At 35.1% G+C, this 21,587-nt stretch carries 21 protein-coding genes; 11 read left to right on the forward strand and 10 right to left on the reverse strand.

What is annotated here, in order from left to right; translation table 11 throughout:
- Positions 1–70: 70 nt before the first annotated feature.
- The 5 genes from recG to AC1DNH_RS17035 form a co-directional block, all read right to left on the reverse strand.
- Positions 71–2,176: an ATP-dependent DNA helicase RecG gene (gene recG / locus AC1DNH_RS17015; protein WP_477610324.1), complete on the reverse strand. Its 2,106-nt coding sequence runs from the start codon at positions 2,174–2,176 to the stop codon at positions 71–73.
- Between the two features lie 6 nt (positions 2,177–2,182).
- Positions 2,183–3,085 (reverse strand): EamA family transporter, encoded by a 903-nt coding sequence (locus tag AC1DNH_RS17020; protein WP_477580346.1) that lies wholly within the window; start codon positions 3,083–3,085, stop codon positions 2,183–2,185.
- A gap of 2 nt (positions 3,086–3,087) precedes the next feature.
- Complete coding sequence (locus tag AC1DNH_RS17025) at positions 3,088–3,468, reverse strand: RidA family protein (RefSeq protein WP_029274517.1); 381 nt, start codon at positions 3,466–3,468, stop codon at positions 3,088–3,090.
- A 12-nt stretch (positions 3,469–3,480) separates the two neighbouring features.
- The gene (locus tag AC1DNH_RS17030) at positions 3,481–3,618 is read right to left on the reverse strand and encodes a DUF6728 family protein (RefSeq protein WP_317130071.1); all 138 of its coding nucleotides are present in this window, start codon (positions 3,616–3,618) and stop codon (positions 3,481–3,483) included.
- Between the two features lie 97 nt (positions 3,619–3,715).
- Positions 3,716–5,062 carry an OmpA family protein gene (locus AC1DNH_RS17035; protein WP_477580348.1) on the reverse strand — a complete coding sequence of 449 codons (1,347 nt, stop codon included), beginning with the start codon at positions 5,060–5,062 and terminating at the stop codon, positions 3,716–3,718.
- 172 nt (positions 5,063–5,234) lie between these two features.
- Here AC1DNH_RS17035 and AC1DNH_RS17040 point away from each other — a divergent pair, with 172 nt between their 5' ends.
- Positions 5,235–6,524 carry an aminopeptidase P family protein gene (locus AC1DNH_RS17040; RefSeq protein WP_477580350.1) on the forward strand — a complete coding sequence of 430 codons (1,290 nt, stop codon included), beginning with the start codon at positions 5,235–5,237 and terminating at the stop codon, positions 6,522–6,524.
- Between the two features lie 44 nt (positions 6,525–6,568).
- Here the strand turns inward: AC1DNH_RS17040 and meaB are convergent, their stop codons facing one another.
- The gene (gene meaB, locus AC1DNH_RS17045) at positions 6,569–7,468 is read right to left on the reverse strand and encodes a methylmalonyl Co-A mutase-associated GTPase MeaB (protein WP_477609437.1); all 900 of its coding nucleotides are present in this window, start codon (positions 7,466–7,468) and stop codon (positions 6,569–6,571) included.
- A 58-nt stretch (positions 7,469–7,526) separates the two neighbouring features.
- Between meaB and AC1DNH_RS17050 the strand changes: the two genes are divergently transcribed.
- From AC1DNH_RS17050 to AC1DNH_RS17075, 6 genes are all read left to right on the forward strand, one after another.
- Positions 7,527–8,402, forward strand: a complete 876-nt coding sequence (locus AC1DNH_RS17050) for a glycosyltransferase family 2 protein (RefSeq protein ID WP_477580352.1) — start codon at positions 7,527–7,529, stop codon at positions 8,400–8,402.
- A 63-nt stretch (positions 8,403–8,465) separates the two neighbouring features.
- The gene (locus AC1DNH_RS17055) at positions 8,466–9,521 is read left to right on the forward strand and encodes a glycosyltransferase family 4 protein (protein ID WP_477580354.1); all 1,056 of its coding nucleotides are present in this window, start codon (positions 8,466–8,468) and stop codon (positions 9,519–9,521) included.
- Positions 9,522–9,736: 215 nt separating this feature from the next.
- Positions 9,737–11,572 carry an ABC transporter ATP-binding protein gene (locus tag AC1DNH_RS17060; protein WP_477609435.1) on the forward strand — a complete coding sequence of 612 codons (1,836 nt, stop codon included), beginning with the start codon at positions 9,737–9,739 and terminating at the stop codon, positions 11,570–11,572.
- Between the two features lie 7 nt (positions 11,573–11,579).
- A complete protein-coding gene (locus AC1DNH_RS17065; protein WP_477584764.1) occupies positions 11,580–12,746 on the forward strand; it encodes a glycosyltransferase in 1,167 nt (388 codons plus the stop codon).
- Positions 12,747–12,940: 194 nt separating this feature from the next.
- A complete protein-coding gene (locus AC1DNH_RS17070; RefSeq protein ID WP_477584763.1) occupies positions 12,941–13,765 on the forward strand; it encodes a glycosyltransferase family 2 protein in 825 nt (274 codons plus the stop codon).
- Position 13,766: 1 nt separating this feature from the next.
- Positions 13,767–14,573: a DUF5672 family protein gene (locus tag AC1DNH_RS17075; protein ID WP_477584762.1), complete on the forward strand. Its 807-nt coding sequence runs from the start codon at positions 13,767–13,769 to the stop codon at positions 14,571–14,573.
- On the opposite strand, the gene AC1DNH_RS17080 is transcribed toward AC1DNH_RS17075, so the two are convergent.
- The gene (locus AC1DNH_RS17080) at positions 14,570–15,439 is read right to left on the reverse strand and encodes a glycosyltransferase (RefSeq protein WP_477609084.1); all 870 of its coding nucleotides are present in this window, start codon (positions 15,437–15,439) and stop codon (positions 14,570–14,572) included. The genes AC1DNH_RS17075 and AC1DNH_RS17080 overlap by 4 nt on opposite strands.
- Before the next feature lie 77 nt (positions 15,440–15,516).
- On the opposite strand from AC1DNH_RS17080, the gene AC1DNH_RS17085 reads away from it, so the two are divergent.
- The 3 genes from AC1DNH_RS17085 to AC1DNH_RS17095 are packed head-to-tail and all read left to right on the forward strand — an operon-like array spanning position 15,517 to position 18,349.
- A complete protein-coding gene (locus AC1DNH_RS17085) occupies positions 15,517–16,422 on the forward strand; it encodes a glycosyl transferase family 90 (RefSeq protein ID WP_477584760.1) in 906 nt (301 codons plus the stop codon).
- 6 nt (positions 16,423–16,428) lie between these two features.
- The gene (gene glf, locus AC1DNH_RS17090) at positions 16,429–17,547 is read left to right on the forward strand and encodes a UDP-galactopyranose mutase (RefSeq protein WP_477625531.1); all 1,119 of its coding nucleotides are present in this window, start codon (positions 16,429–16,431) and stop codon (positions 17,545–17,547) included.
- A complete protein-coding gene (locus AC1DNH_RS17095; RefSeq protein ID WP_477584758.1) occupies positions 17,540–18,349 on the forward strand; it encodes a DUF4422 domain-containing protein in 810 nt (269 codons plus the stop codon). Before glf ends, AC1DNH_RS17095 begins: the two co-directional genes overlap by 8 nt.
- On the opposite strand, the gene AC1DNH_RS17100 is transcribed toward AC1DNH_RS17095, so the two are convergent.
- The 3 genes from AC1DNH_RS17100 to AC1DNH_RS17110 all read right to left on the reverse strand — a co-directional run bounded on the left by AC1DNH_RS17100 (position 18,350) and on the right by AC1DNH_RS17110 (position 21,131).
- Positions 18,350–19,438 (reverse strand): acyltransferase family protein, encoded by a 1,089-nt coding sequence (locus AC1DNH_RS17100; protein ID WP_477609080.1) that lies wholly within the window; start codon positions 19,436–19,438, stop codon positions 18,350–18,352.
- Between the two features lie 99 nt (positions 19,439–19,537).
- Positions 19,538–20,875: a hypothetical protein gene (locus tag AC1DNH_RS17105; RefSeq protein ID WP_477609078.1), complete on the reverse strand. Its 1,338-nt coding sequence runs from the start codon at positions 20,873–20,875 to the stop codon at positions 19,538–19,540.
- A gap of 1 nt (position 20,876) precedes the next feature.
- Positions 20,877–21,131, reverse strand: a complete 255-nt coding sequence (locus AC1DNH_RS17110) for a hypothetical protein (protein ID WP_477583842.1) — start codon at positions 21,129–21,131, stop codon at positions 20,877–20,879.
- Between the two features lie 175 nt (positions 21,132–21,306).
- Between AC1DNH_RS17110 and AC1DNH_RS17115 the strand changes: the two genes are divergently transcribed.
- Positions 21,307–21,561 (forward strand): helix-turn-helix transcriptional regulator, encoded by a 255-nt coding sequence (locus AC1DNH_RS17115; RefSeq protein ID WP_477583840.1) that lies wholly within the window; start codon positions 21,307–21,309, stop codon positions 21,559–21,561.
- The last annotated feature ends 26 nt before the right edge of the window (positions 21,562–21,587 follow it).

A 21,587-nucleotide genomic window follows, 5' to 3' on the forward strand; every position in this document is an offset into this window, starting at 1 on the left:
CTAAATATTATTGCAAAATAGGAAGAGAAGAAAATTATAATAATTGGAAGAATTCAAACTTAATACAAGATTAGCTTATTTTGTCGAAAGAAATGCCCCTTTCTAATTTCTGCAGGTAAGCTTTTAAGATTGCATTTTCGGGCTTTGCCAGCTGCGGATCGTCTTCAAAAAGTGCGATTACGGTGTTACGTGCTTCAGACAAAATAATCTGGTCTTTGGCCAGGTCGGCAAGCTTCAGATCTAAAACGCCGCTTTGCTGAGTTCCTGTAATATCGCCAGGGCCGCGTAGCTGTAAATCTATTTCTGATATTTCGAAGCCGTTGTTGGTTCTTACCATTGTTTCCAAACGAATCTTACCTTCTTTACTCAGCTTATTCCCACTCATTAATATACAAAAAGACTGTTCTGCACCGCGGCCTACCCTACCACGCAACTGGTGCAGCTGTGAAAGCCCAAACCGTTCGGCATTTTCAATTACCATTACCGAAGCGTTAGGTACGTTTACGCCCACCTCTATTACGGTAGTGGCTACCATAATTTGGCTTTTACCGTCGATAAACTGCTGCATTTCGAACTGTTTATCGGCATTGGGCATTTGCCCGTGTACAATACTCATTTGGTAATCAGGCCTAGGAAACTGATAGCTCAACTGCTCAATTCCAGCTTCGAGATGCAAAAGATCTAATTTTTCGCTTTCCTTAATTAAAGGATAAACAATGTAAACCTGCCTGCCTTTGGCAATTTCCTGCTTCATAAAACCGAACATCCTGAGGCGTTGGCCTTCAAAAAGGTGTTTGGTTTCTATTGGTTTTCTGCCCGCAGGTAATTCGTCAATAACCGAAACATCAAGATCGCCGTATAGGGTCATGGCCAAAGTACGCGGAATTGGCGTAGCGGTCATCACTAGGATGTGTGGGGGAATAATATTTTTCCGCCAAAGCTTAGCGCGTTGCTCTACACCAAAACGATGCTGTTCATCAATCACAACCAGCCCCAAATTCTTGAATTGAACCTTATCTTCAATCAGGGCATGTGTTCCGATCAGAATATCGATTTCTCCATTCTCTAATTGCTCATGCAAAACAGTACGCTCCTTCTTTTTGGTATTTCCTGTAAGGATAGCAACACGCACCAGGTCGTTGGTTACAAGTTCTGTAATAGAGGCATAGTGCTGGCGCGCCAAAATTTCAGTGGGAGCCATCATACAAGCCTGGTAGCCGTTGTCATTTGCTAAGAGCATACTCATCAGTGCAACCGCAGTTTTACCGCTTCCTACGTCGCCCTGTACAAGCCGGTTCATTTGCACACCGCGTTGTGTATCTATCCTAATTTCTTTAACCACACGCTTTTGCGCATTGGTTAATTCGAAAGGCAAAAACTCGTTATAAAAGCGATTTACCTTTTCGCCAACCTTTTCAAAGGTTACACCTTTAAATTTTAACTGGCGCAAATGTTTATTGTGCAAAAGCTGTAATTGGATGAAGAATAATTCTTCAAATTTAAGGCGTCTTTCTGCTGAACTTAAATCCTTCACATTTTTAGGAAAATGAATATTCAGTAGCGCCAATCTTTTATCTGGCAGCTGATACTTATCAATGATGTATTGTGGTAAATTTTCGGGAACCTGGGGGATGATCTGATCCAACAAGCCGGCGATTAAACGCTGTAAGCCTTTTGAATCAAGATTAAACTTTTTAAGCTTCTCTGTTGAGTTATAAACCGGCTGTAAGGTTAAATTTCCCCGTCCCACCTGTTTGCGCTGGTATAGCTCCATTTCTGGATGCGAGATACTGAATGTACCGTTAAAGATGGTTGGTTTTCCAAAGGCCACGTAAGCGGTGCCAACAGTGATATTATCATCAACCCATTTTAGGCTCTGGAACCAAACCAATTCCATAATTCCGGTTTCATCTTTAAAAACAGCAACAATACGTTTTGCTCTTTTATCGCCAATTACTTTTTTGCTGATCACGCGCCCAATAATCTGGATATATTGCGAATCAGGATTAATCTGGTTAATCTTGAAATATTTTGTACGGTCGATATACCTGAACGGATAGTGTGCAAGCATGTCCTGATAAGTGAACAGGCCGAGATCCTTTTTCAAAACATCGGCACGGCTTGGCCCAACGCCCTTTAAAAACTCAACAGGTGTATCTAATACCGAATTAAACAAAATATTTTACTGTTTCTTGTAAACAACACTCTTTAGCAACTGTCCGTTAAAAATAACGATCGATAGCAGCAAAAGCAAATAGGCAAAAAATTGGTGCAGATCTATTTTCTCTTTAAAGTAGAAAAATGCAACGGTAAATGCAACTATAGGGTTGAGATAGATCAAAATACCCAGGGCCGATGAAGGCATACCCAACAGTGCATACGAATTTAAAAAGAGTGGAATAATGGTAAATACAATGGCAATCAACAATATATGCGACCAAAAGAAGGTTTCGGTAGGAAAAGGCGCAGCATTAAGAAAATACAACGGAAGCATTATTAATCCTGATAAAATTAACTGAACGCCCAAAAAATTAAACTTATCTACATCTTTAATTACTTTTAGCACAATAACATATAAGGCATAAAAAGATGCGACGATAATGGCCCACATTACTTCATGTATAGAGCCTGTTGCCAATAGGATGATACTTATAAATGCAATGATTAGGGCAATAATTTTAACCTTTGTTAACTGTTCCTTTAAAATGATAAATCCACAGAGCGCAGTTAACAGTGGGCACACCATATAGGCAAAGGCGGCTGCTTTTAAACTTACGCTATTTACGGCATAAATATAGGTGAACCAGTTTCCCGTGATCAGAAATGACGACACTATGGTAAGCAACAATAATCTTGTTTTCTTAGGGGCGCTTAATGATTTTAAGAAATTGAAATCATTCTTTAGTGCTTCCCTTCTGAATAAAAGAATAATTGTCCAAACTACGATAATGGAAATAAATATCCTGTAGTATAAAATTTCGTGTGGCGGAAAACCTTTTATGTTACGCAAAGGTATAGACATTGTTCCCCAGATAATATAAGGAACAATGCCGGCTATAAAATATTTGCTTTTACTATCTGCCAAAATTAGCCTACAATGGCAATTACAGAAATTTCTACATTAACATTTTTAGGCAATACCGAAACCTGAACCGTTTCGCGCGCAGGGAAATCAGCAGTAAAATACTGTCCATAAACTTCGTTTACCTGAGCAAAGGTACCCATATCGCTTAAGAAGATAGTAGACTTTACTACGTTATCGAAAGTTAAACCTGCTTCAAGCAAAACTGCTTTAAGGTTACGCATTACCTGGTGTGTCTCTTCTTCAATATTGCCAATATTTAATTCTCCATTTTCGGGATTAATGGCTACCTGGCCTGATACGAATAAAAAGTTTCCGGCTTGTACAGCTTGGCTATATGGTCCAATTGGAGCTGGAGCATTGGTTGTTTTAATAATTTGTTTCATACAATTTTGGGGTTATTTAGCAAGCCATTGGATTAGCTTGTAGATGATACCTGCAAGAAAAATTAAGATGGCCAATGCATTTATAAAATGCATAATTTTCAGATTGATATTATTTGGCCTGTTTGGATCCTTTTTTCTAAAGAAGTACATAACACAAACTTAGCTAAAAAGCTTAACACAGAAAATTAAAAGGCACAAAAAAAGTCCTGACTTTCATCAGGACTTTTTTAAATCTTATATTGAAATACTAGTTTCTAGCAGTTTCAACACGACGGTTTTGGATACGACCTTCTTCAGTATCGTTAGAAGCAATTGGATTAGCTTCGCCATTACCTTTAGTAGCAACTTGACTAGCGTTAACGCCAGAGTTTACTAAGTAAGTTTTAACAGAGTTAGCTCTGTCTTTAGATAATTTCAAGTTATATGCAGCAGTACCTTCGCTTGAAGCGTAACCGTTTACAGTTACTTTACCACCGTTTTCACGTAACACTGAAGATAATTTATCTAAAGTAGGGTAAGACTCAGTTTTTAAAACTGAAGAGTTGAAATCGAAACCGATTTTTTCGAAACCAGTTACATCACTTGTAGCAGCAGTAGGTGCTTCAACTTTTGGAAGAGGACAACCTGAACCATCAACAGCAGTACCAGCAGGAGTTCCTGGGCATTTATCGAATTGATCAGCAACACCGTCACCGTCAGTATCTTTTTTCAAATCTTCAACTGATTTTTCAACAGCAGAAACACGGTTTTTCAATGCTTCAACTTCTTGACGTAAAGTTGGATCTTTTAACTCATCGTACATAGTAGCTAATGGGTTAGTCCATTCTAAACTTGGTTTAGCAGAAGAACCTAAAGAGAATTCTAAACCAGCATAACCGTAAGAGAATTTATCTTTAGTTTGACCTTTTGCATAAACTCCATCTAAGTTATCAGCATCAACAAAGTTCATTGTGTAACCTAAGTTAAAGTTAACACGCTCAGAAACTTTGAATTTAACACCAGCACCAACTGGAATGTAGAAACCTTTTACGTAATCTTTAGCATCATGTCTGTCATCAGCAGGACCTACAGCTTTACCTTTCCAGTCAATAACAGTACCATTACCTAAAGTAACTTTTGGAGCATAAGCCATATAACCAGCACCAGCAGTTAAGAAGAAACCTACTGAGTTCTCACGACGTAAGAAATCGATAGAACCAACGTTTACAACACCACGTAAATCTACAGCATATTGTAATTCAGTTTCGAAATCTTTTGTAGCTGGGTTAGTAATACCTTCGTTAGTACCTGAAAGTTTACCACGAGTTCCGTTTAATTCTAAACCGAATGAGTGACCTAGTTGTTTACGGATGTTTAAACCGTAACCTAAGTTAGCATCCCATTTGTTGAAATCATTAGTACCACCGATAGCAACAACTGGCATTAAAACACCACCATGTACACCGATAGACCAAGTTCTGTACTGACCTCTACCGCCAAATACCTTGACAGCAGAAGTTGTTGCAGGTGCATCTTGAGCGACAGCAAGAGAAGCAACTCCTGTTAATGCCACTAAAGAAAGCGCAACACTTTTCTTTAAAGTAGAATAATTCATAATCTTTTTTCTTTTTTAAGGGTTAAACAATTTAATTGATTAATTTTTTAGTAATGCCAAAATTAAACAAAATTTTAAATTTTCAAACTTTTATACAAACTCCGTTCCAAACTTCACAGTAATTAATCATTTTATTACATTTGGCCATTGCCCATATAAAAATATCATTTTCATGAAATATCCTACTATTGATCAGTCATTATTTATTTTAAACAGAAAAAAAATCACTAACAACCTAAAAAACAATTCATTAGCTATATTCAACTCAAGCGATGAATTTCCTAGAAGCGGCGATCAGAACTTTATTTTTAAGCAAAACCCTGATTTATTTTATTTATCAGGAATTGATCAAGAACAAACAATATTGCTATTATTTCCTGATTGTCCTAATCCTTTGTACAGAGAAGTCCTGTTTTTAAGACAGACTAACGATTACATTAAAGTTTGGGAAGGATACAAATACACTAAAGAGCAGGCTAAAGCCGCATCGGGTATTCAAGCGGTATATTGGTTAGAAGATTTTGATAACATATTGCATAGCATTGTGAACTATGCTGAACATATTTATTTAAATACAAATGAGAATGATAGGTATGCCCATGAAGTTCCTTATCGTGATATCCGTTTCATTGAGAAAATGCGGGCAAAATATCCGTTGCATCATTATGAACGTTCGGCACCAATTATGCGAAATTTACGTGCAGTTAAATCAGATGTTGAAGTTGAACTAACTAAAAAGGCTTCAGCAATAACACGTGATGCCTTTATCAGGGTATTAAAATTTACCAAGCCCGGCGTTAAAGAATATGAAATTGAAGCGGAGATTATCCACGAATTTATCCGCCAAGGTGGAACAGGTCATGCCTACACCCCTATTATTGCTTCCGGCCATAATGCAAACATCCTCCACTACAATGATAATAATCAAGAATGCAAAGATGGCGACGTAATACTTTTTGATTTTGGCGCCGAATATGCCAACTACAATGCAGATATGAGCCGATCAATCCCTGTTAACGGTCGGTTCACCCAAAGACAAAAACAGGTATACAATGCAGTATTGCACGTAATGAAAGGGTCGATTAAATTAATTGGCGAAGGAACCATATGGAATACCTACCACGAACAGGTTGGCGAAATTATGACTGAGCAGCTGGTTAATCTTGGACTTATTTCTACAACAGACGTGAAGAACCAAACGGCAGCATGGCCAGCTTATAAAAAATATTTTATGCATGGCAATTCACATCATTTGGGCATTGACGTACACGACTTTGCCGGAAGATACACGCCATTTGCAGCAGGCAATATTTTAACTGTTGAACCGGGAATATATATTCCAGAAGAAGGCCTGGGTATCCGCTTAGAAAATAATATTCTTATCGCCGCAGGCGGAAATGTAGATCTAATGGCCGATATCCCACTGGAAGCTGATGAAATTGAGGAGATTATGAATAGTTAGTTCAGTTGGCCGTTTTCAGTTAACCCGCTTCAAAAAATTATAGGTTAACCATTGCGGATAAATTCATCAGCAAAACGATAAATATTAAAATCATCTTGCTTTAAGGCTGCCTGAACTTTTTCTAGCAGCCTTTTTTTATCAACAATCTTCATTTTTTCATGCTGAATGAGTCTCCAGGCTTTCTCTGCAAACAGAAAAGCCCTTCGATTATGATCAGCTGTAAGCGGCTTGATTATCCAAGCACATAATTCATCAATACCTGTATTTTTATCGGCCACTGTTTTCAATATTGGGATAGTCTTCGTGCCCTGATGAACAATTTTCTTTAAATTATTGGCAAAAATAGCTGCTCCTTCTCTATCAGCCTTGTTTATCACAAAGCAATCGGCAATCTCCATCAAACCAGATTTGATATTCTGCACCTCATCGCCCGATTCTGGAACCAGCACCACGATGGTTTTATCTGCTAATCCGGCAATTTCTACTTCCGATTGCCCAACACCAACAGTTTCCACAATAATCAGATCAAAATTAGCGGCTTTTAAAACATCAACCATCTCGATGGTTTTCGCCGAAATACCGCCCAGAGCGCCCCGGGTAGCCAACGAACGGATAAAAACATTTGGATTGTTAAACTGACCGGCCATGCGGATACGATCACCTAGCAAAGAACCAAAATTAAATGGGGAGGTAGGATCTATCGCCAATATCGCGATGCGCATCCCTTTCGTAACAAAATGACCAGCTATTGCATTTACCAGGGTACTTTTACCGGCGCCTGGAGGTCCGGTAATGCCTAAAACGGGGACATTAACCTGACTATCTAAATCTCTTAAAATCGAATCGGCTGGTGTAATGTTGTTTTCGACAAGGGTTAATGTTCTTGCCAAAACCTTGTAATTCCCGGCTTTTACTTCGCTTAAAATGGATAGATGCGTATTCATCAATAAAACTATCTTTGTACAAATAAACAAAAATTATCAGCTACAAAGCATCCACATAATGAAAGTTACCGGTTTTACCTTTTTAAGAAATGCAATTGTAAACGATTATCCAGCAAAAGAAGCCATACTTTCAGTCTTACCTTTGTGTGATGATTTTATAGTTGCACTGGGCAACTCATCTGATGAGACTTCTGAAATGGTTAAAAGCATCGATCCTAAAATCAGGACCATCGATACCGTTTGGGATGACAGCATAAGGGAAGGCGGTCGTGTTTTTGCTGATGAAACCAATAAGGCCTTAGCAGAAATAAACGAAGATACCGATTGGATGATCTACATTCAAGGTGACGAAGCCATACATGAAGATTATCTCCCCTTGATCAAAAAAGAAATGGAGCTAGCGCTTAACAACAGCAATGTAGAGGCCTTACTTTTAAAATACAAGCATTTTTATGCTTCTTATGACTATCTGGCTGAGTCCAGACGCTGGTATAGAAGAGAGGTTCGGATTATAAAAAATTTACCTGGGGTAAGATCTTACCGCGATGCGCAAGGCTTCAGAATTAACGACAGAAAACTTAAGGTTAAGCTAATTGATGCTTACATTTATCATTATGGCTGGGTTAAACCACCAAAAGGATTACAAGGTAAAGTGCGGAACTTTAATCAGTTTTATCAAACAGAAGAATGGATTGAAGAGAATTATCCCGTGCAGGAAACTTATGATATGCACAATGCCGATCGTTTAGTTCATTTTAAAGGTAGCCATCCAAAAGTAATGCAAGAAAGAATTGCTGCTGCAAACTGGAAATTTGAAAAAGATTTAACCAAGGAAACTCCAAAAATGAATTTCCGTAGGAAGGTTTTGCAAAAAATTGAAGATTTAACAGGAATGCGTTTGTTCGAATACCGGAATTATAAAATTGTAAAGTAGTCTACAATTTAAATCTGTCTATATTTGCATAATTTTTTTTCTTCTAAATACACGATTTAATTAATGGAAAAGCCTAAGGTCTTAGTAACTTTTGATTCGATGAAAGATGCCAATTGTGGCTATTTTTCGTTTGGAAAAGGATTAGGCGACGCATTAATCCAGGAAAACAAAGGAAAGTTTGAATTAAAATTTTATCTTTTCAAACAGACAAAATATCTTTTTAACGGCTTGGTTGATATCATTTATCTTTCGAGATTAGATCGGTTATTTTTTAAGAAAAAAAATGATTTCGAAGTTGTTCATCTCTCTGATCAGACCTGCAGATTAAGACCAAAAAAAGTTAATGCAAAAAAAATAATGACCATTCATGACATGAATAAGGTTCATTTAAAGTTTAGCAGGCCACACAGAATCCAGGTATATCTAAAAAAACTAGGCAAGCTAATATCACAGTGTGATAAAATTGTATGCATATCGCAGTTTGTTGCAAATGATGTAAAACACTATTTCCCTGAGTCAGCAAATAAAATCAGTGTAATTTATAACGGGGCCGATAAATTAGTTTCAGATGAAAATCATCAGCCAGTTTTTAAACCCAGAAAGAAATTTGTATTTACCATTGGTTTACTTTCGGTACAAAAAGGTTTTCACTTATTACCTGCATTATTAAAAGATAACGATTTTGAACTGGTAATTTCTGGAAGGGAAACACCTCACAAGCAGCGAATTTTAGAGGAAGCAGAAAAACATAATTGTCTGGATAGGGTACACATTACAGGGCCAATTAGTGATGAAGATAAAGCCTGGTACTACAAAAATTGCGATGCTTTTTTATTCCCTTCAGTTGCGGAAGGTTTTGGTCTTCCTGTAATAGAAGCCATGCACTTTGGAAAACCTGTTTTCCTCTCCAAATTTACCTCACTCCCAGAGGTTGGCGGCGACGTGGCTTATTACTTCGATAATTTTGAACCTGAACACATGCAGGAAGTATTTAAAAAAGGAATGAATGATTTCGCTCAAAATAATCGCGCTAAAGAAGCAATTGCCCAAGCAGAAAAATTTTCGTGGGAAATTGCAGCCAACCAATATCTGAATTTATATCAGGAATGTTTGGAATAACAGTTATTAACCTGTATTCTATAGCCCAACGGTTGACGCGAAACATTCCGTAAAACAGCATCTCAATCCATTCCATAACCCAAGAATTGTAATTTTAATTTTGTTGGGTTTCTCCATCTTATTCATATGTATGAAAAACCGTACATTTGCTCGGATTTTATTATATTTTTTTCCTACTGGGTACTTCCTGGGTTCTGTTATATATACAATACTTAATGAAAACTTATTTTCGTTTATTATCATTTGCCAAGCCTATTGAAAAGTTTGCCATACCATACGTTATTGCAACCTTACTTTCTATTCTATTCGGAACCTTTAACTTGGCATTGTTATCGCCGCTGTTCGAAACACTTTTAAATGCAAACAAGCAAGCTTGCCAAACGCCAAGCTTAACAGATAAAGCAGCCTCCTCATTTAGCTTATTGGGCAAGTTAAGAGATTTTGTTAACTATTCAATAAAGGTTAACACTATAGAGAGTACGCTGATGTACATCTGTATTATCATTGTTATCTCTGTATTGCTTTCCAATTTGTTCAGGTATTTTTCTCAGCGTTACATGGAAGATTTGAGAGTCCATACGTTGCTAAACTTTAGAAAGCGGGTATTTAACAATGTGATGAACCTTCATGTAGGATATTTTAACAATGAGAGAAAAGGCGATATTATCTCTAAAGTAGCCTCTGATGTACAGGTGGTTCAATTCACGGTTACCAATACATTACAGGTTGTTTTTAAAGAACCTGTAACACTAATTGTATATGTTATTCTTTTATTTAATATTTCAGCAAAGCTTACCTTATTCTCTTTACTGGTAATCCCAATTTCTGCATTTATTATCAGTAAAATTGTAAAAAGGTTAAAGCAGCAGGCAAAAGAATCGCATGAATCCTTTGCGAAAATGATTGGCTTTTTAGATGAGGCATTAAGTGGGATTAAAATTATAAAGGCCTTTAATGCAACAGAACGAATTAAAAACAAATTTAATAAGGAAAATATATACTATTCCAATTTAACACGCAAAATGGTTAGGCGCCAACAACTCGGCTCACCAGTTTCTGAATTTTTAGGTGTCTTAATGATTTCTATTATCGTTTGGTATGGTGGATCATTAATATTACATAATGATAAAAACGCCTTAACCGCATCAGATTTTATTGCTTACATCGCTATTTTTTCCCAGGTAATGCGTCCTGCAAAAGCATTAACAGATTCATTTAGTGGAATCCATTCTGGAATTGCAGCAGGCGAACGGGTTTTAGACCTAATAGATACTAAACCATTGTTGGTTAATGAACCAGATGCGAAAGTTCTTGATGATTTTAACAGTACAATCAGCCTTCAAAATATATCATTCAGTTATGGGGAAAAACAAATTCTTAACTCGATAACCTTCGACATTGAAAAAGGGCAAACAGTAGCACTTGTCGGACCTTCTGGAGGTGGAAAAAGTACATTAATGGATCTGCTTCCACGTTTCCATGATCCAAAATCAGGAACAATTAAAATTGATGGCCACGATTATAGAGAACTTACTGTCGAAAGCATCAGGGCACAAATGGGAACCGTTAATCAAGAGTCTTTTCTATTTAACGATACCATTTTTAATAACATTGCGTTTGCCAAACCAGATGCCACAATGGAAGAAGTTGTTGCCGCAGCAAAAATTGCAAATGCGCACGATTTTATCGAAAATACAGAAGATGGTTATCAATCTTTTGTTGGAGATAGAGGAAATAAACTCTCAGGAGGACAGAAACAGCGTGTGTGTATTGCAAGGGCCGTATTGGCTAATCCACCAATCATGTTGTTGGATGAGGCCACTTCAGCCTTAGATACAGAATCTGAAAAATTAGTTCAGGATGCCTTAAATAACCTGATGAAAAACCGCACCTCAATTGTAATTGCTCACCGTTTAAGTACAATACAACATGCCAATAAAATTGTGGTGATAGATAAAGGCAGCGTAGTAGAAACCGGAAGCCACAATGAGTTAATGAACAAAAATGGTTTATATAGGCGCTTAATCGACATGCAGGCCTTTAACGACTAACATTTAGATGAAGAAAGTACTATTTTTTATGCCTGATAATCCGCTAAAAAAAATTGCGGGCAACAGAACCAGGGTTTTAAGCATGTTAAGCTATTTTAAATCAAGGAATTTTGAAATTGATTTTGTAAGCGAGTATTTCACCGGAAAATGGAACGAGGCAGATATTAAAGCATTTGAGCAAGCAGGCTTAGCCAGTAATACTTATGTAATTAAAAAAAAACCATCTAAAAAGAACATACTCTATTACCTGCTTTTTTATAAACTGCCTAATTTCTTCTATCAGAATAAGGCTTGGTTCTTTCCGCTTCAATTCCCTGAATTGGTGACCTTAAGGTTTAAGAGGGCTTTCAAAAAAATTCTAAAAAACAACGATTACGATTACATCTTTATCAATTATGCCAGTTGGGCTACATTGGTAGAGGGTAACCACTTTACAAAAAAATCAATAAAAGTAATTGATACACACGACTTTATAACCGCTCAACTTCAAAAAAAAGTTAATATTGGTCAGGCTTTTAAAGAAGAAATCAGGAGAATTTCTTTATTTGATATCGCTTTAACCATTTCTGTTGAAGAGCAGTATATTTTTAGTCAATTCTGCAAAAACAAGGTGGTGTTAGCTCCAATGATGCTTGATAAACCACAAAATCTTCATGCTAGTAATGAAAAGTCGTTTGATCTGATATATATAGCTAGCAATAATATACATAATCAAAAAGCTGCCAAGTGGTTTTTTAAGGATGTGTATCCGTTATTACCAACCAGCGTGCAGATATGCGTCATTGGACAGATAAATGAGCATCTTTCAATAAAGGCACCGAATATTGTTTCCGTAAACTTTGCCGAAGATTTATCAATCTATTACCAAAATGCTAAAGTAGCACTGTGCCCTATGCTTACGGGCACTGGAACCAAGATAAAAGTAGTAGAAGCGCTATCTTATGGTCTACCAATCGTTTGTAATACCCGTGGGATCGATGGACTGATCAACAAGACCGACAATGGCTGTTTGGTTAGTGATGATCCCGTTGAATTCGGAAATAACATCATGAAACTATTAACAGACGAATCGGAATATAAAAAACAGGCAGAAAATGCCTTTGCTGCTTTTAGCATTAATTATGAAAAAGAACGTTGTTACAAAAATCTTGATGCTGTTTTCGAAATAGTTTAATCACTCAAAATAAATTGAGGGCATTTAATAACCTTTTTGTTGTAAGGAAGTGTAATGGAAAGGCTGTTTTTTCAAGATAATTTAATTGAGATATGAACTAAAGTATACCTAGATAGCGTGTATTAGCCAAAATTATTTTAATAAAATGAAGTCATTAATAGTGGATAAAAGTACATTTTTTCAAAATTTTTATTATGAGTAAAAAATTATCAATTATAACTATCAATTACAACAATAAGGCGGGGTTACAAACAACAATTCAAAGCGTGGTAAGCCAAACTTGGCAAGATTTTGAATTTATTGTTATTGATGGAAATAGTTTGGATGGAAGTAAAGATGTCCTTAATACATATTCTTCATTTTTTAGCTATTATGTATCTGAACCTGATAGTGGCATATATAATGCAATGAATAAGGGCATTAAGATTGCAACAGGTGATTATCTAATGTTTTTAAATAGTGGAGATTCTTTAATTGACAATACCATTTTAGAGAAATTGAATGCTGAATTAAATGGTCAATACGATATTTACTATGGAGATATCCTACACATTGATGGAATAAAAAAAGAGATTCGCACTTTTCCTGAAAAGTTAAATTTCGCTTTTTTTTATGAACAAAACATCTCTCATCAAGCAAGTTTTATTAAGGCGAAGCTGTTTAAGGATATTTTTCTATATAATGAAAATCTCAAAATTGTAGCTGATTGGGAATTCTTCACTTATGCAATTTGTAAACGCGAGGCTTCATATAAACACTTAGATTGTGTAATTGTAACTTATGATGGAACTGGAATATCCGCAAATTCAAAGAATCATCCAGAAATCGATAAAGAAAGAGATACTTCTTTGAATAGATATTTCCCTGAATTTGTTAAGGACTATGAATATTTGAAAGAGATAAAGTTTAAAAAGGCAGAACAATTTATGCATATAAAAAAGTATCCGATAGCCTATAAAATTTTGAAAGGCTTTATGAATATTATACTTTTATTTTTGCCAAAATTTAATAGAAACTAAAATGAATAGTTCTTGCGTAATTGTAATACCAATTTATAAGTCCGAACTTTCAATTTATGAAAAGATAGCTTTGACCCAATGTGGAAAGTTATTGTCTGATTATGATATTGTAATACTCAAACCAGATGGTTTAGACATATCGAATATGCAGATAGGATTCTCTTATAGTGAGGTGTCTTTCCCAAGTTTTTATTTTAAAAGCGTGTTTAGTTACAACGATTTAATGCTTTCGGAACTCTTTTATGAGAAATTCTTGAATTATAACTACCTACTCCTCTATCAATTGGATGCTTTCGTATTTAAAAATGAATTAAAATATTGGTGCAGCTTAGGTTATGATTATATAGGTGCTCCATGGTTGAGAGAAAAAGAATTCCCAACCTTATTTAAAAAGACCAAAGAGAAGCTAAGATCCTACCTGCACAGAAGATATAATTTACTTGATAAACAAGGTCGGCCTGACATAGAGCGACAATTATACAACCATGTCGGCAATGGAGGCTTTTCATTGAGAAAAGTTAAATCTTTTTATAATATCTGTATTCAAGAAAAAGAACTCGTAGAAAATTACGTTGGCCGGAACAGCAGCGATTATCATGAAGACATGTTTTGGACCATAGAAGTGAATCGAAAGAAGAAGAGAATAAAGATCCCTACTTACAAAGTGGCATTGAACTTTTCCATTGAAACAGCTCCACAAAGGGCAATGACTTTAATTAAAGGAAACATGCCTTTTGGTTGCCATGCATGGGATAAAAACATCCGTTTTTGGAAACCTTACTTTAAAGAAGCAGGTTATCAGATTTAACTGCGCCAAATTTCTTTATTTAGCATTAAAAATAGACTAAAGTTGTTTTTGCTTAGTTTACTTCGCCAAAATATTTTAAATATTTCTATCTTTTTATACCCAGATATTTTCATCTGCTTTAGAAAGAATTTGAATGCATGTTTTTCAGCAAAGAAACTTTCTTTTTTTGATAACCCTTCTACATCTATCGGTAAATCAGCGGCCCATTTTTCATGTAATTTTAATGTTTCCTCTATCCAGGTTTTACAATAATTTCCTTCTGAGAAATGTTCTAATAATACTTCAAAAGTTACAACGGCACGATGTGTTTTATGTACTTGAAGTGAAAAATCCAGATCATAACAATGAAACTTCTTAAATGTTTCCTCATCAAAATTATTGGCTTCAACTATTTCTTTTTTGGTACAGAACCAAACGCCGTCTACAACAACTACGCTTGAATACTTTTCATTTTTTACGTTTTGAGAAATGTGTTTTGTTTTCTCTTCACTAAATTTATAGCGTTGAAGGATATTCACATAATTGATTTTTTTTTCACCGGCGCTACAAAACCATCCAGACGGAACTTTAGTTTTATAACTATTTCCGGCTATGCCAATCAATCCTATTTTTTGGTCTTCATTAAAAATATCTGCAACAATAATACCCCAGTCTTTCGTTTTAATACTGATATCATCGTGCATATAGCAAAGCAGCTTATATTTGGCCCGCTTTGCCCCTTCATTGTAAATTTCGCATAATCCACGTTTTCCATCAGCATTATCAAAACTGATAATTTCATGTTCTGCTCCTATGGTTGCGGCAATGTTCTCCTTAACATCAGAAAGCTGATCTTTATTTACGGAGGCTATAATTATTGATATCATCTCCTTCAAAAATAAAATAAAAAACAATACCTATTGTAGAAAATCAGATACCTTTGCATCCAAATTTATAATTCGGCATGGGTTTAACATCATTTCTTTATAAGAAGATCAATAAAATAAGTGTTACCCATAAGTTTCTAGAAAAAAAATACAGAAACTTATGGCCGCATGTAGAGCTCATAAAAAAGAACGGTTTTACGGCAGTTAACCTAATAGGCAAGAGTCAGACCAGGGGACAGGCTACGGCAAAGATCTTGATCGACTGCCTTAAAGAACTGGTTACGGACAAGGACCTGCACTTTAAATTTTTCATCAATGATAAACCTGCCGGTGGTTATGAAGATGATTCCTTTTATTATTGCATAGACGACGATCAAAAGCAGGATTTTCTGATCCCTGATTTTGCCTTTGAAAGCTGGAAAGAAGCAGGGATCAACAGTTTTTCGGATACAGTAGCCGAAATTGAGACCAAAGGAAAAGAAACCTGGGGCGACTCACGCGTATTTTGGGCCGGAAATGTCAAAACGAATATAATCAGAGAGAAACTGATAGAAATCGGAAATCAGGCCCCAGAGATTTTTGACTTTTACAATACCTATGTGGATGATTATTTTATCCATAAAAAGGATGTTCCATATTTTACCCTGCCCCAACATACCCGGTACAAATATTTAATCGACGTGGAAGGCAATAGCTATTCTGCCCGCTTAAAATTTCTTTTTTACAGTCAGAGGGTTGTATTTTTACAGGAAAGAAAGTGGAAAGAATACTTCCATTACGATTTAAGGCCTTACGAGCACTATATCCCTGTAAAAAACGACATGAGCGATCTGGTAAGCCAATACCACCGGATCGAGAAAGATCCCATGCTTTACAAACAGATTACGGAGAACGCATTAAAATTTGCCCATGAGAAGCTCACCTACCAGTGTGCCGTTGATAAGATGAGGTCTACTATCGAAAACAGAATCAATAAGCCATAATAATAAATGAAAAGTGAAGAAAAATATGATTATTTAGTTGTTGGCTCCGGCCTCTTTGGCGCTACCTTTGCTCATGAAATGACTAAAGCTGGAAAAAGCTGTTTAGTAATCGATAAAAGAGATCATTCTGGGGGAAATATTCATTGTAAAAAAATCGAAGACATAAATGTTCACTGGTATGGCGCTCACATTTTTCATACTAATGATAAATTTTTGTGGGATTATGTGAATCAATTTGCTGAATTTAATCGATATACAAATTCACCTGTTGCAAATTATAAGGGAGAATTATATAACCTTCCTTTTAATATGAACACATTTTATAAGCTTTGGGGCACAAAAACACCAATCGAGGCTAAAGCTGAAATTGCAAGACAAATAGCACATTTAGCTATAACTGAGCCTAAAAATTTAGAAGAGCAGGCGCAAATGTTGGTTGGCACTGATATATACGAGAAACTAATTAAACAATATACAGAAAAACAATGGGGGAAAAAGGCAATTGAACTTCCTGCATTTATTATAAAGAGATTACCTGTTCGATTTACCTATGACAATAATTATTTCAATGATAAATATCAAGGAATACCAATTGGAGGATATAATAAAATAATCAATGGCTTGTTAGCCAATTGCACCGTAAAATTGAATACAGATTTTTTTGACGACAAAAATTATTGGAAAAGTATAGCTAATAATATTGTTTTTACGGGTAAGATCGACGCATACTTCGATTATGAATATGGTGAATTAGAATACCGGAGCTTGAGATACGAGATGGAAATTCATGACATGGAAAACTATCAAGGAAATGCTGTAATGAATTTTACAGATGCAGATACACCTTATACGAGGGTTTATGAGCATAAACATTTTGAATTTGGTACGCAACCTAAAACGGTAATTACAAGAGAATACCCGTTAAAGGACAATAAAGATGCTGAACCATATTATCCTGTTAATGACGAAAGGAATATGGCTATGTTAAAAAGGTACCAATTGTTAGCTGAAAAGGAACCTGGTGTAATTTTTGGAGGTAGATTAGCTGAATATAGATATTATGACATGCATCAGGTGATTGCATCTGCTCTAGCAAAATCAAAAAAAGAATTAAGAAGTGAATAAAGACTTAACAATTTACTCTGTTTATCATAAAGAATTTGCTGTTCCTCATTGCGATTACATCCAGCCTATTCAAGTTGGAAAAACTTTTTCTAAACTAGAATTAGGCTTTATATCTGATGATGTAGGCGAAAATATAGCTGTTAAGAACAAAACATTTAGTGAACTAACGGCATTATTTTGGATTTGGAAAAACATAGAAAAAGTTGATTCGGAATTTATAGGCTTATGTCATTATCGACGATATTTCACATTGCCCGAAGTACGAGTTAAGAAGAAGTTATTCAACACAAAAATCATTGTTGATCCTCGAGATGTTTATTATGCTCCTTTTAGCGAAGAGGCTTTAAAAATAACAAGCAATGAGAGTTTAAAAGATGCACTGTTTAATCAACTTCATTCTGGAAAAGTAGTTGTGCCTACTGCAGCTCACTTAGCGTTTGAATTATCTGGAGAGGCATCAATAAAGATGCATTATATCTTTTATCACATAAGGGAAGATTGGTATTTGATGAAAGATGCGGTTGTAAAACTTTATCCAGATATGGAAAAGGCATTCGATGAATTCTTCGACACAGAAAAAAAAATGCATTGCTATAACATGTTTATAGCCAGGAAAGAGGTTCTAATTGATTATTGTAATTGGTTGTTTCCAATACTATTTGAGTTAGAGAAAACGGTAAAATTAAGTGAATATGAATACCAAAGACGAATTTTTGGTTTCTTTTCTGAAAGATTATTTAACCTTTATCTTTTTTATAACAATCTCCAAAAGGCTGAATTTCCAGTTGTATTTTTCTCTTAACTAACCTCCAACAGTCCATTTAATTTTGGTTTTAAGCAGCAATCTTGTAATTCCAAAAGCAATCGTATAAACGATCAAAAATCTGAATATCGAGTACAAGATGTTTTGTTCTACAGAAAAGTAATTGAAATTCCACTTATCCCATTTGAAGATCTCTGGAAGTAATATAATAATTAAAATTTGATGGATAAGGTAAATTCCAAATGTAGATTGTCTAGGCTTTAATATATTATCGATAAATTTTATTCCGCCCATTTTTAAAAGTAAAGTAAACATGGTTAATGAATAAAAAATATTGGTAACCCTAAGGGTATTGTACTCATCTTTAGAACCATGATGATTTAAGTACATTACCTCTAAACATGCCAATGCAAAAAAAACAATATTAACCAAAATAATATAAGACCATTTTAACTGCTTTACATAAGCCATTACTTTGTCGAAATAGCGATTTAGATAAACACCAAGCCATAAATAAAATACAAATCCAAACAGGGCAGCTGAATGATGAGTCACAAACCACTCATGATATAAATTAAAGCTATATAGAAGCGATGTAATTGCCCAAATTAACCCAAACCAAAGCTTATATAGATATCTTTTAAAAATAAGTAGGATGCTTATACAAATTAAGAAATTGAGTATGAACCAAAAACTGCTTTCAAACAAGATATACCTAAATTCTTCGGCAAAATAACCAATAGGATTTCCGTTGAATATAGAGTCACCAGATTTAATGTTTAATACTATTTTATGGATTAGATTAAGGATAACTAATACGATAATCCAGAATAGCCATGGTTTGATAGTATTTTTAAATCTCCGAGATAAATATTGCCCTGGCGTATACTCTGTAAATTTGTAATTAATCAAAAAACCACCAATAAGGAAAAAGGCAATTGTAGCAAACTTCCAAAATTGCATAGTAGTAATTTGTAGCCAAACATCAGTTGTATTGTTATATTTAGCCCCCCAAAGTATTGCAGAATGCTCAAAAACAATTCCTATCATTGAAATACACCGAATTGTATCAACGAAGTTAAAACTCTTTTTCTCCTGTGTTTGTAAGGTTTTTAATTCAAAATCCATTAAATAGTATAGGTAGATAAATGTCAAATATCTGTTAAAAAAAAGAGTTCCGAATTAATTCGGAACTCTTTTAACATTTATGTATGTAAAATATTACAGTTAATGGTTGTAAGTTAACATGTAGAATTTTATTCCCTCGCTGACATAACCTCCATATGATGTATTAAGCGTATTATAATAATGATCACCATTACCAGGCGCAAAGTAACTATAAACAGCCGACGTACCTGCTATACCAGCGCTTCCATAAACATAGCCAACTATACCCTCATAAGTATATCCACCATAATTTTGCTGGCTCGTTGTATAATAATGATCACCAGATGGAGAATTATGGGCAACATATCTATAAAGCGGGATAGTACCGGGTTTTTGAATCGAGTGAACATATCCTAGAACCTTTTCGTATGTGTAACCAGGCCTATCTTTCCTTATTGTAGTATAGAAATGATCACCACTTGTACTATAATATTGATATAGTTCCTCTACATCCTCTTCAGGTAGCGGAAACGTCGGATTTGGATGAGGTTTCATAAGAAGGTAAAAAGCGATTCCATTAAGTGCATAACCATCGAATGTCCCAGGTCCGTCAACGTAAATATAATTATTTGCAGACTGGCTTTTATGTTGATATACAGGTCGTGTCTTGCTTACCTGATTACTATAGACATAACCTATGATCATAGTTGGAGCGCCATAAACTGGATGAGTAGGTTCCGTTGAGTAATACTTAATTATCTCCTCAGTATCATAGTTGTGATAAAACTCATAAAGCGGAATAGTTCCAGGTTTCTGAACTTTAAAAACATACCCAATTACTCCAGCAAATATCTCATTACCAAGGTAATCTCGAGAGATAACAGGCCCTCTATAAGTTGTGTAAAAGCGTGTCCCTCCCCTCTCATTTGTATAGGAATATAATGGATAACTATCTGCGACTGGGGCGTCTATTGCTGGTGCTGGTGCTACATTTATTGTTGCAAAATTAACATTCGATGTGATCCACTCACCCCATGTATTAGTTGAGGAACTATAATATCTTATTTGTAAAAAGACATTTGACGTGTTAATTGATTCAGGTATGACACCCTGTATATATTTCACATTTGAATAATCCGAAACACTTCCCGTGGGTGTAACAAAATCGGAAGATGTCACTATGCGGAAAGTATTATTATTGTCATCCAACTCAGTGATATTGGTTACTCCAGCAATCAACCTTACCTGAGCATTTACCTCTTCCAATACCGCAGAGCCATTAACGTAAGATCTTGAGAGTGTGTATGAGGCTACGAAATAGCTATCTGTCCCACCATAAACTTTAATTTTTGAATTTTGTAGATAGGTGCTTTCAATAGAAAAATTAGAGATGGCTGGCGTAGCGTATACATTTAAACCTGTAATAAGTACTAATACTAAAAATATAATTCTTTTCATGTTATTTAGAATTTTTAAACTTATATTCATTAGCATTATTATATCTTTTCTGCATATCTTCTAGTGATTCTTTGAAGTTGGTACCTGAGATGTAGAATTCTTTTTTGTCTTTATCAAAAGAGATTTTTTCTTTTGGCATTTCAGTGGTGGTTGCAATAAAAGTAATAATCTCATTAATCTCACTTTTTTTCTCTATTGTGATAGGTTGATTATCGGTTTTTTGGTTTTTCTTACATCCTTGCAAAGCTCCGAACACCAAGTGCTTGCAATCAACAACTTAAAACAGGTTAAAATTTTTCTTTTCATAATTGTTTTTTTCACAAAAAGACAAAGAAAAAATATTAATTTTGACAACCCTTTATTATCATTATTTACTTATTATAATACAATAAGTAAATAATACAAATACATAGTCATTAACGCTTCTCAACATGTTAGATATAGGAAATACCTTAAGAAGGTATAGGGATAAATACAATTATACACAGCAATATGTTGCTGATGTAATCGGAATAAGCAGGGTTGCTTATCGAAAGTGGGAAAATAATGAAGTAGATTTTGCCATATCGCAATTGCATAAAATTGCTGGGTTATACAATATCCCGATTCATCAGATAATCATTCAATCAGATTTTGAAAAGCACAAAATAATTTCTCTCCAACAAAAAGGGCATCAATATCATTGATGCCCTTACTTTATTTTAACAGAGAA

Source organism: Pedobacter sp. 01N310 (assembly GCF_056399805.1).

What these genes read in the sequence shown, in the direction of transcription:
- AC1DNH_RS17025 (WP_029274517.1), bottom strand. Translation starts at nt 3,468, where the DNA reads ATGAAACAAATTATTAAAACAACCAATGCTCCAGCTCCAATTGGACCA.
- AC1DNH_RS17030 (WP_317130071.1), bottom strand. Translation starts at nt 3,618, where the DNA reads ATGTACTTCTTTAGAAAAAAGGATCCAAACAGGCCAAATAATATCAAT.
- AC1DNH_RS17035 (WP_477580348.1), bottom strand. Translation starts at nt 5,062, where the DNA reads ATGAATTATTCTACTTTAAAGAAAAGTGTTGCGCTTTCTTTAGTGGCA.
- AC1DNH_RS17040 (WP_477580350.1), top strand. Translation starts at nt 5,235, where the DNA reads ATGAAATATCCTACTATTGATCAGTCATTATTTATTTTAAACAGAAAA.
- meaB (WP_477609437.1), bottom strand. Translation starts at nt 7,468, where the DNA reads ATGAATACGCATCTATCCATTTTAAGCGAAGTAAAAGCCGGGAATTAC.
- AC1DNH_RS17050 (WP_477580352.1), top strand. Translation starts at nt 7,527, where the DNA reads ATGAAAGTTACCGGTTTTACCTTTTTAAGAAATGCAATTGTAAACGAT.
- AC1DNH_RS17055 (WP_477580354.1), top strand. Translation starts at nt 8,466, where the DNA reads ATGGAAAAGCCTAAGGTCTTAGTAACTTTTGATTCGATGAAAGATGCC.
- AC1DNH_RS17060 (WP_477609435.1), top strand. Translation starts at nt 9,737, where the DNA reads ATGAAAACTTATTTTCGTTTATTATCATTTGCCAAGCCTATTGAAAAG.
- AC1DNH_RS17065 (WP_477584764.1), top strand. Translation starts at nt 11,580, where the DNA reads ATGAAGAAAGTACTATTTTTTATGCCTGATAATCCGCTAAAAAAAATT.
- AC1DNH_RS17070 (WP_477584763.1), top strand. Translation starts at nt 12,941, where the DNA reads ATGAGTAAAAAATTATCAATTATAACTATCAATTACAACAATAAGGCG.
- AC1DNH_RS17075 (WP_477584762.1), top strand. Translation starts at nt 13,767, where the DNA reads ATGAATAGTTCTTGCGTAATTGTAATACCAATTTATAAGTCCGAACTT.
- AC1DNH_RS17080 (WP_477609084.1), bottom strand. Translation starts at nt 15,439, where the DNA reads ATGATATCAATAATTATAGCCTCCGTAAATAAAGATCAGCTTTCTGAT.
- AC1DNH_RS17085 (WP_477584760.1), top strand. Translation starts at nt 15,517, where the DNA reads ATGGGTTTAACATCATTTCTTTATAAGAAGATCAATAAAATAAGTGTT.
- glf (WP_477625531.1), top strand. Translation starts at nt 16,429, where the DNA reads ATGAAAAGTGAAGAAAAATATGATTATTTAGTTGTTGGCTCCGGCCTC.
- AC1DNH_RS17100 (WP_477609080.1), bottom strand. Translation starts at nt 19,438, where the DNA reads ATGGATTTTGAATTAAAAACCTTACAAACACAGGAGAAAAAGAGTTTT.
- AC1DNH_RS17105 (WP_477609078.1), bottom strand. Translation starts at nt 20,875, where the DNA reads ATGAAAAGAATTATATTTTTAGTATTAGTACTTATTACAGGTTTAAAT.
- AC1DNH_RS17115 (WP_477583840.1), top strand. Translation starts at nt 21,307, where the DNA reads ATGTTAGATATAGGAAATACCTTAAGAAGGTATAGGGATAAATACAAT.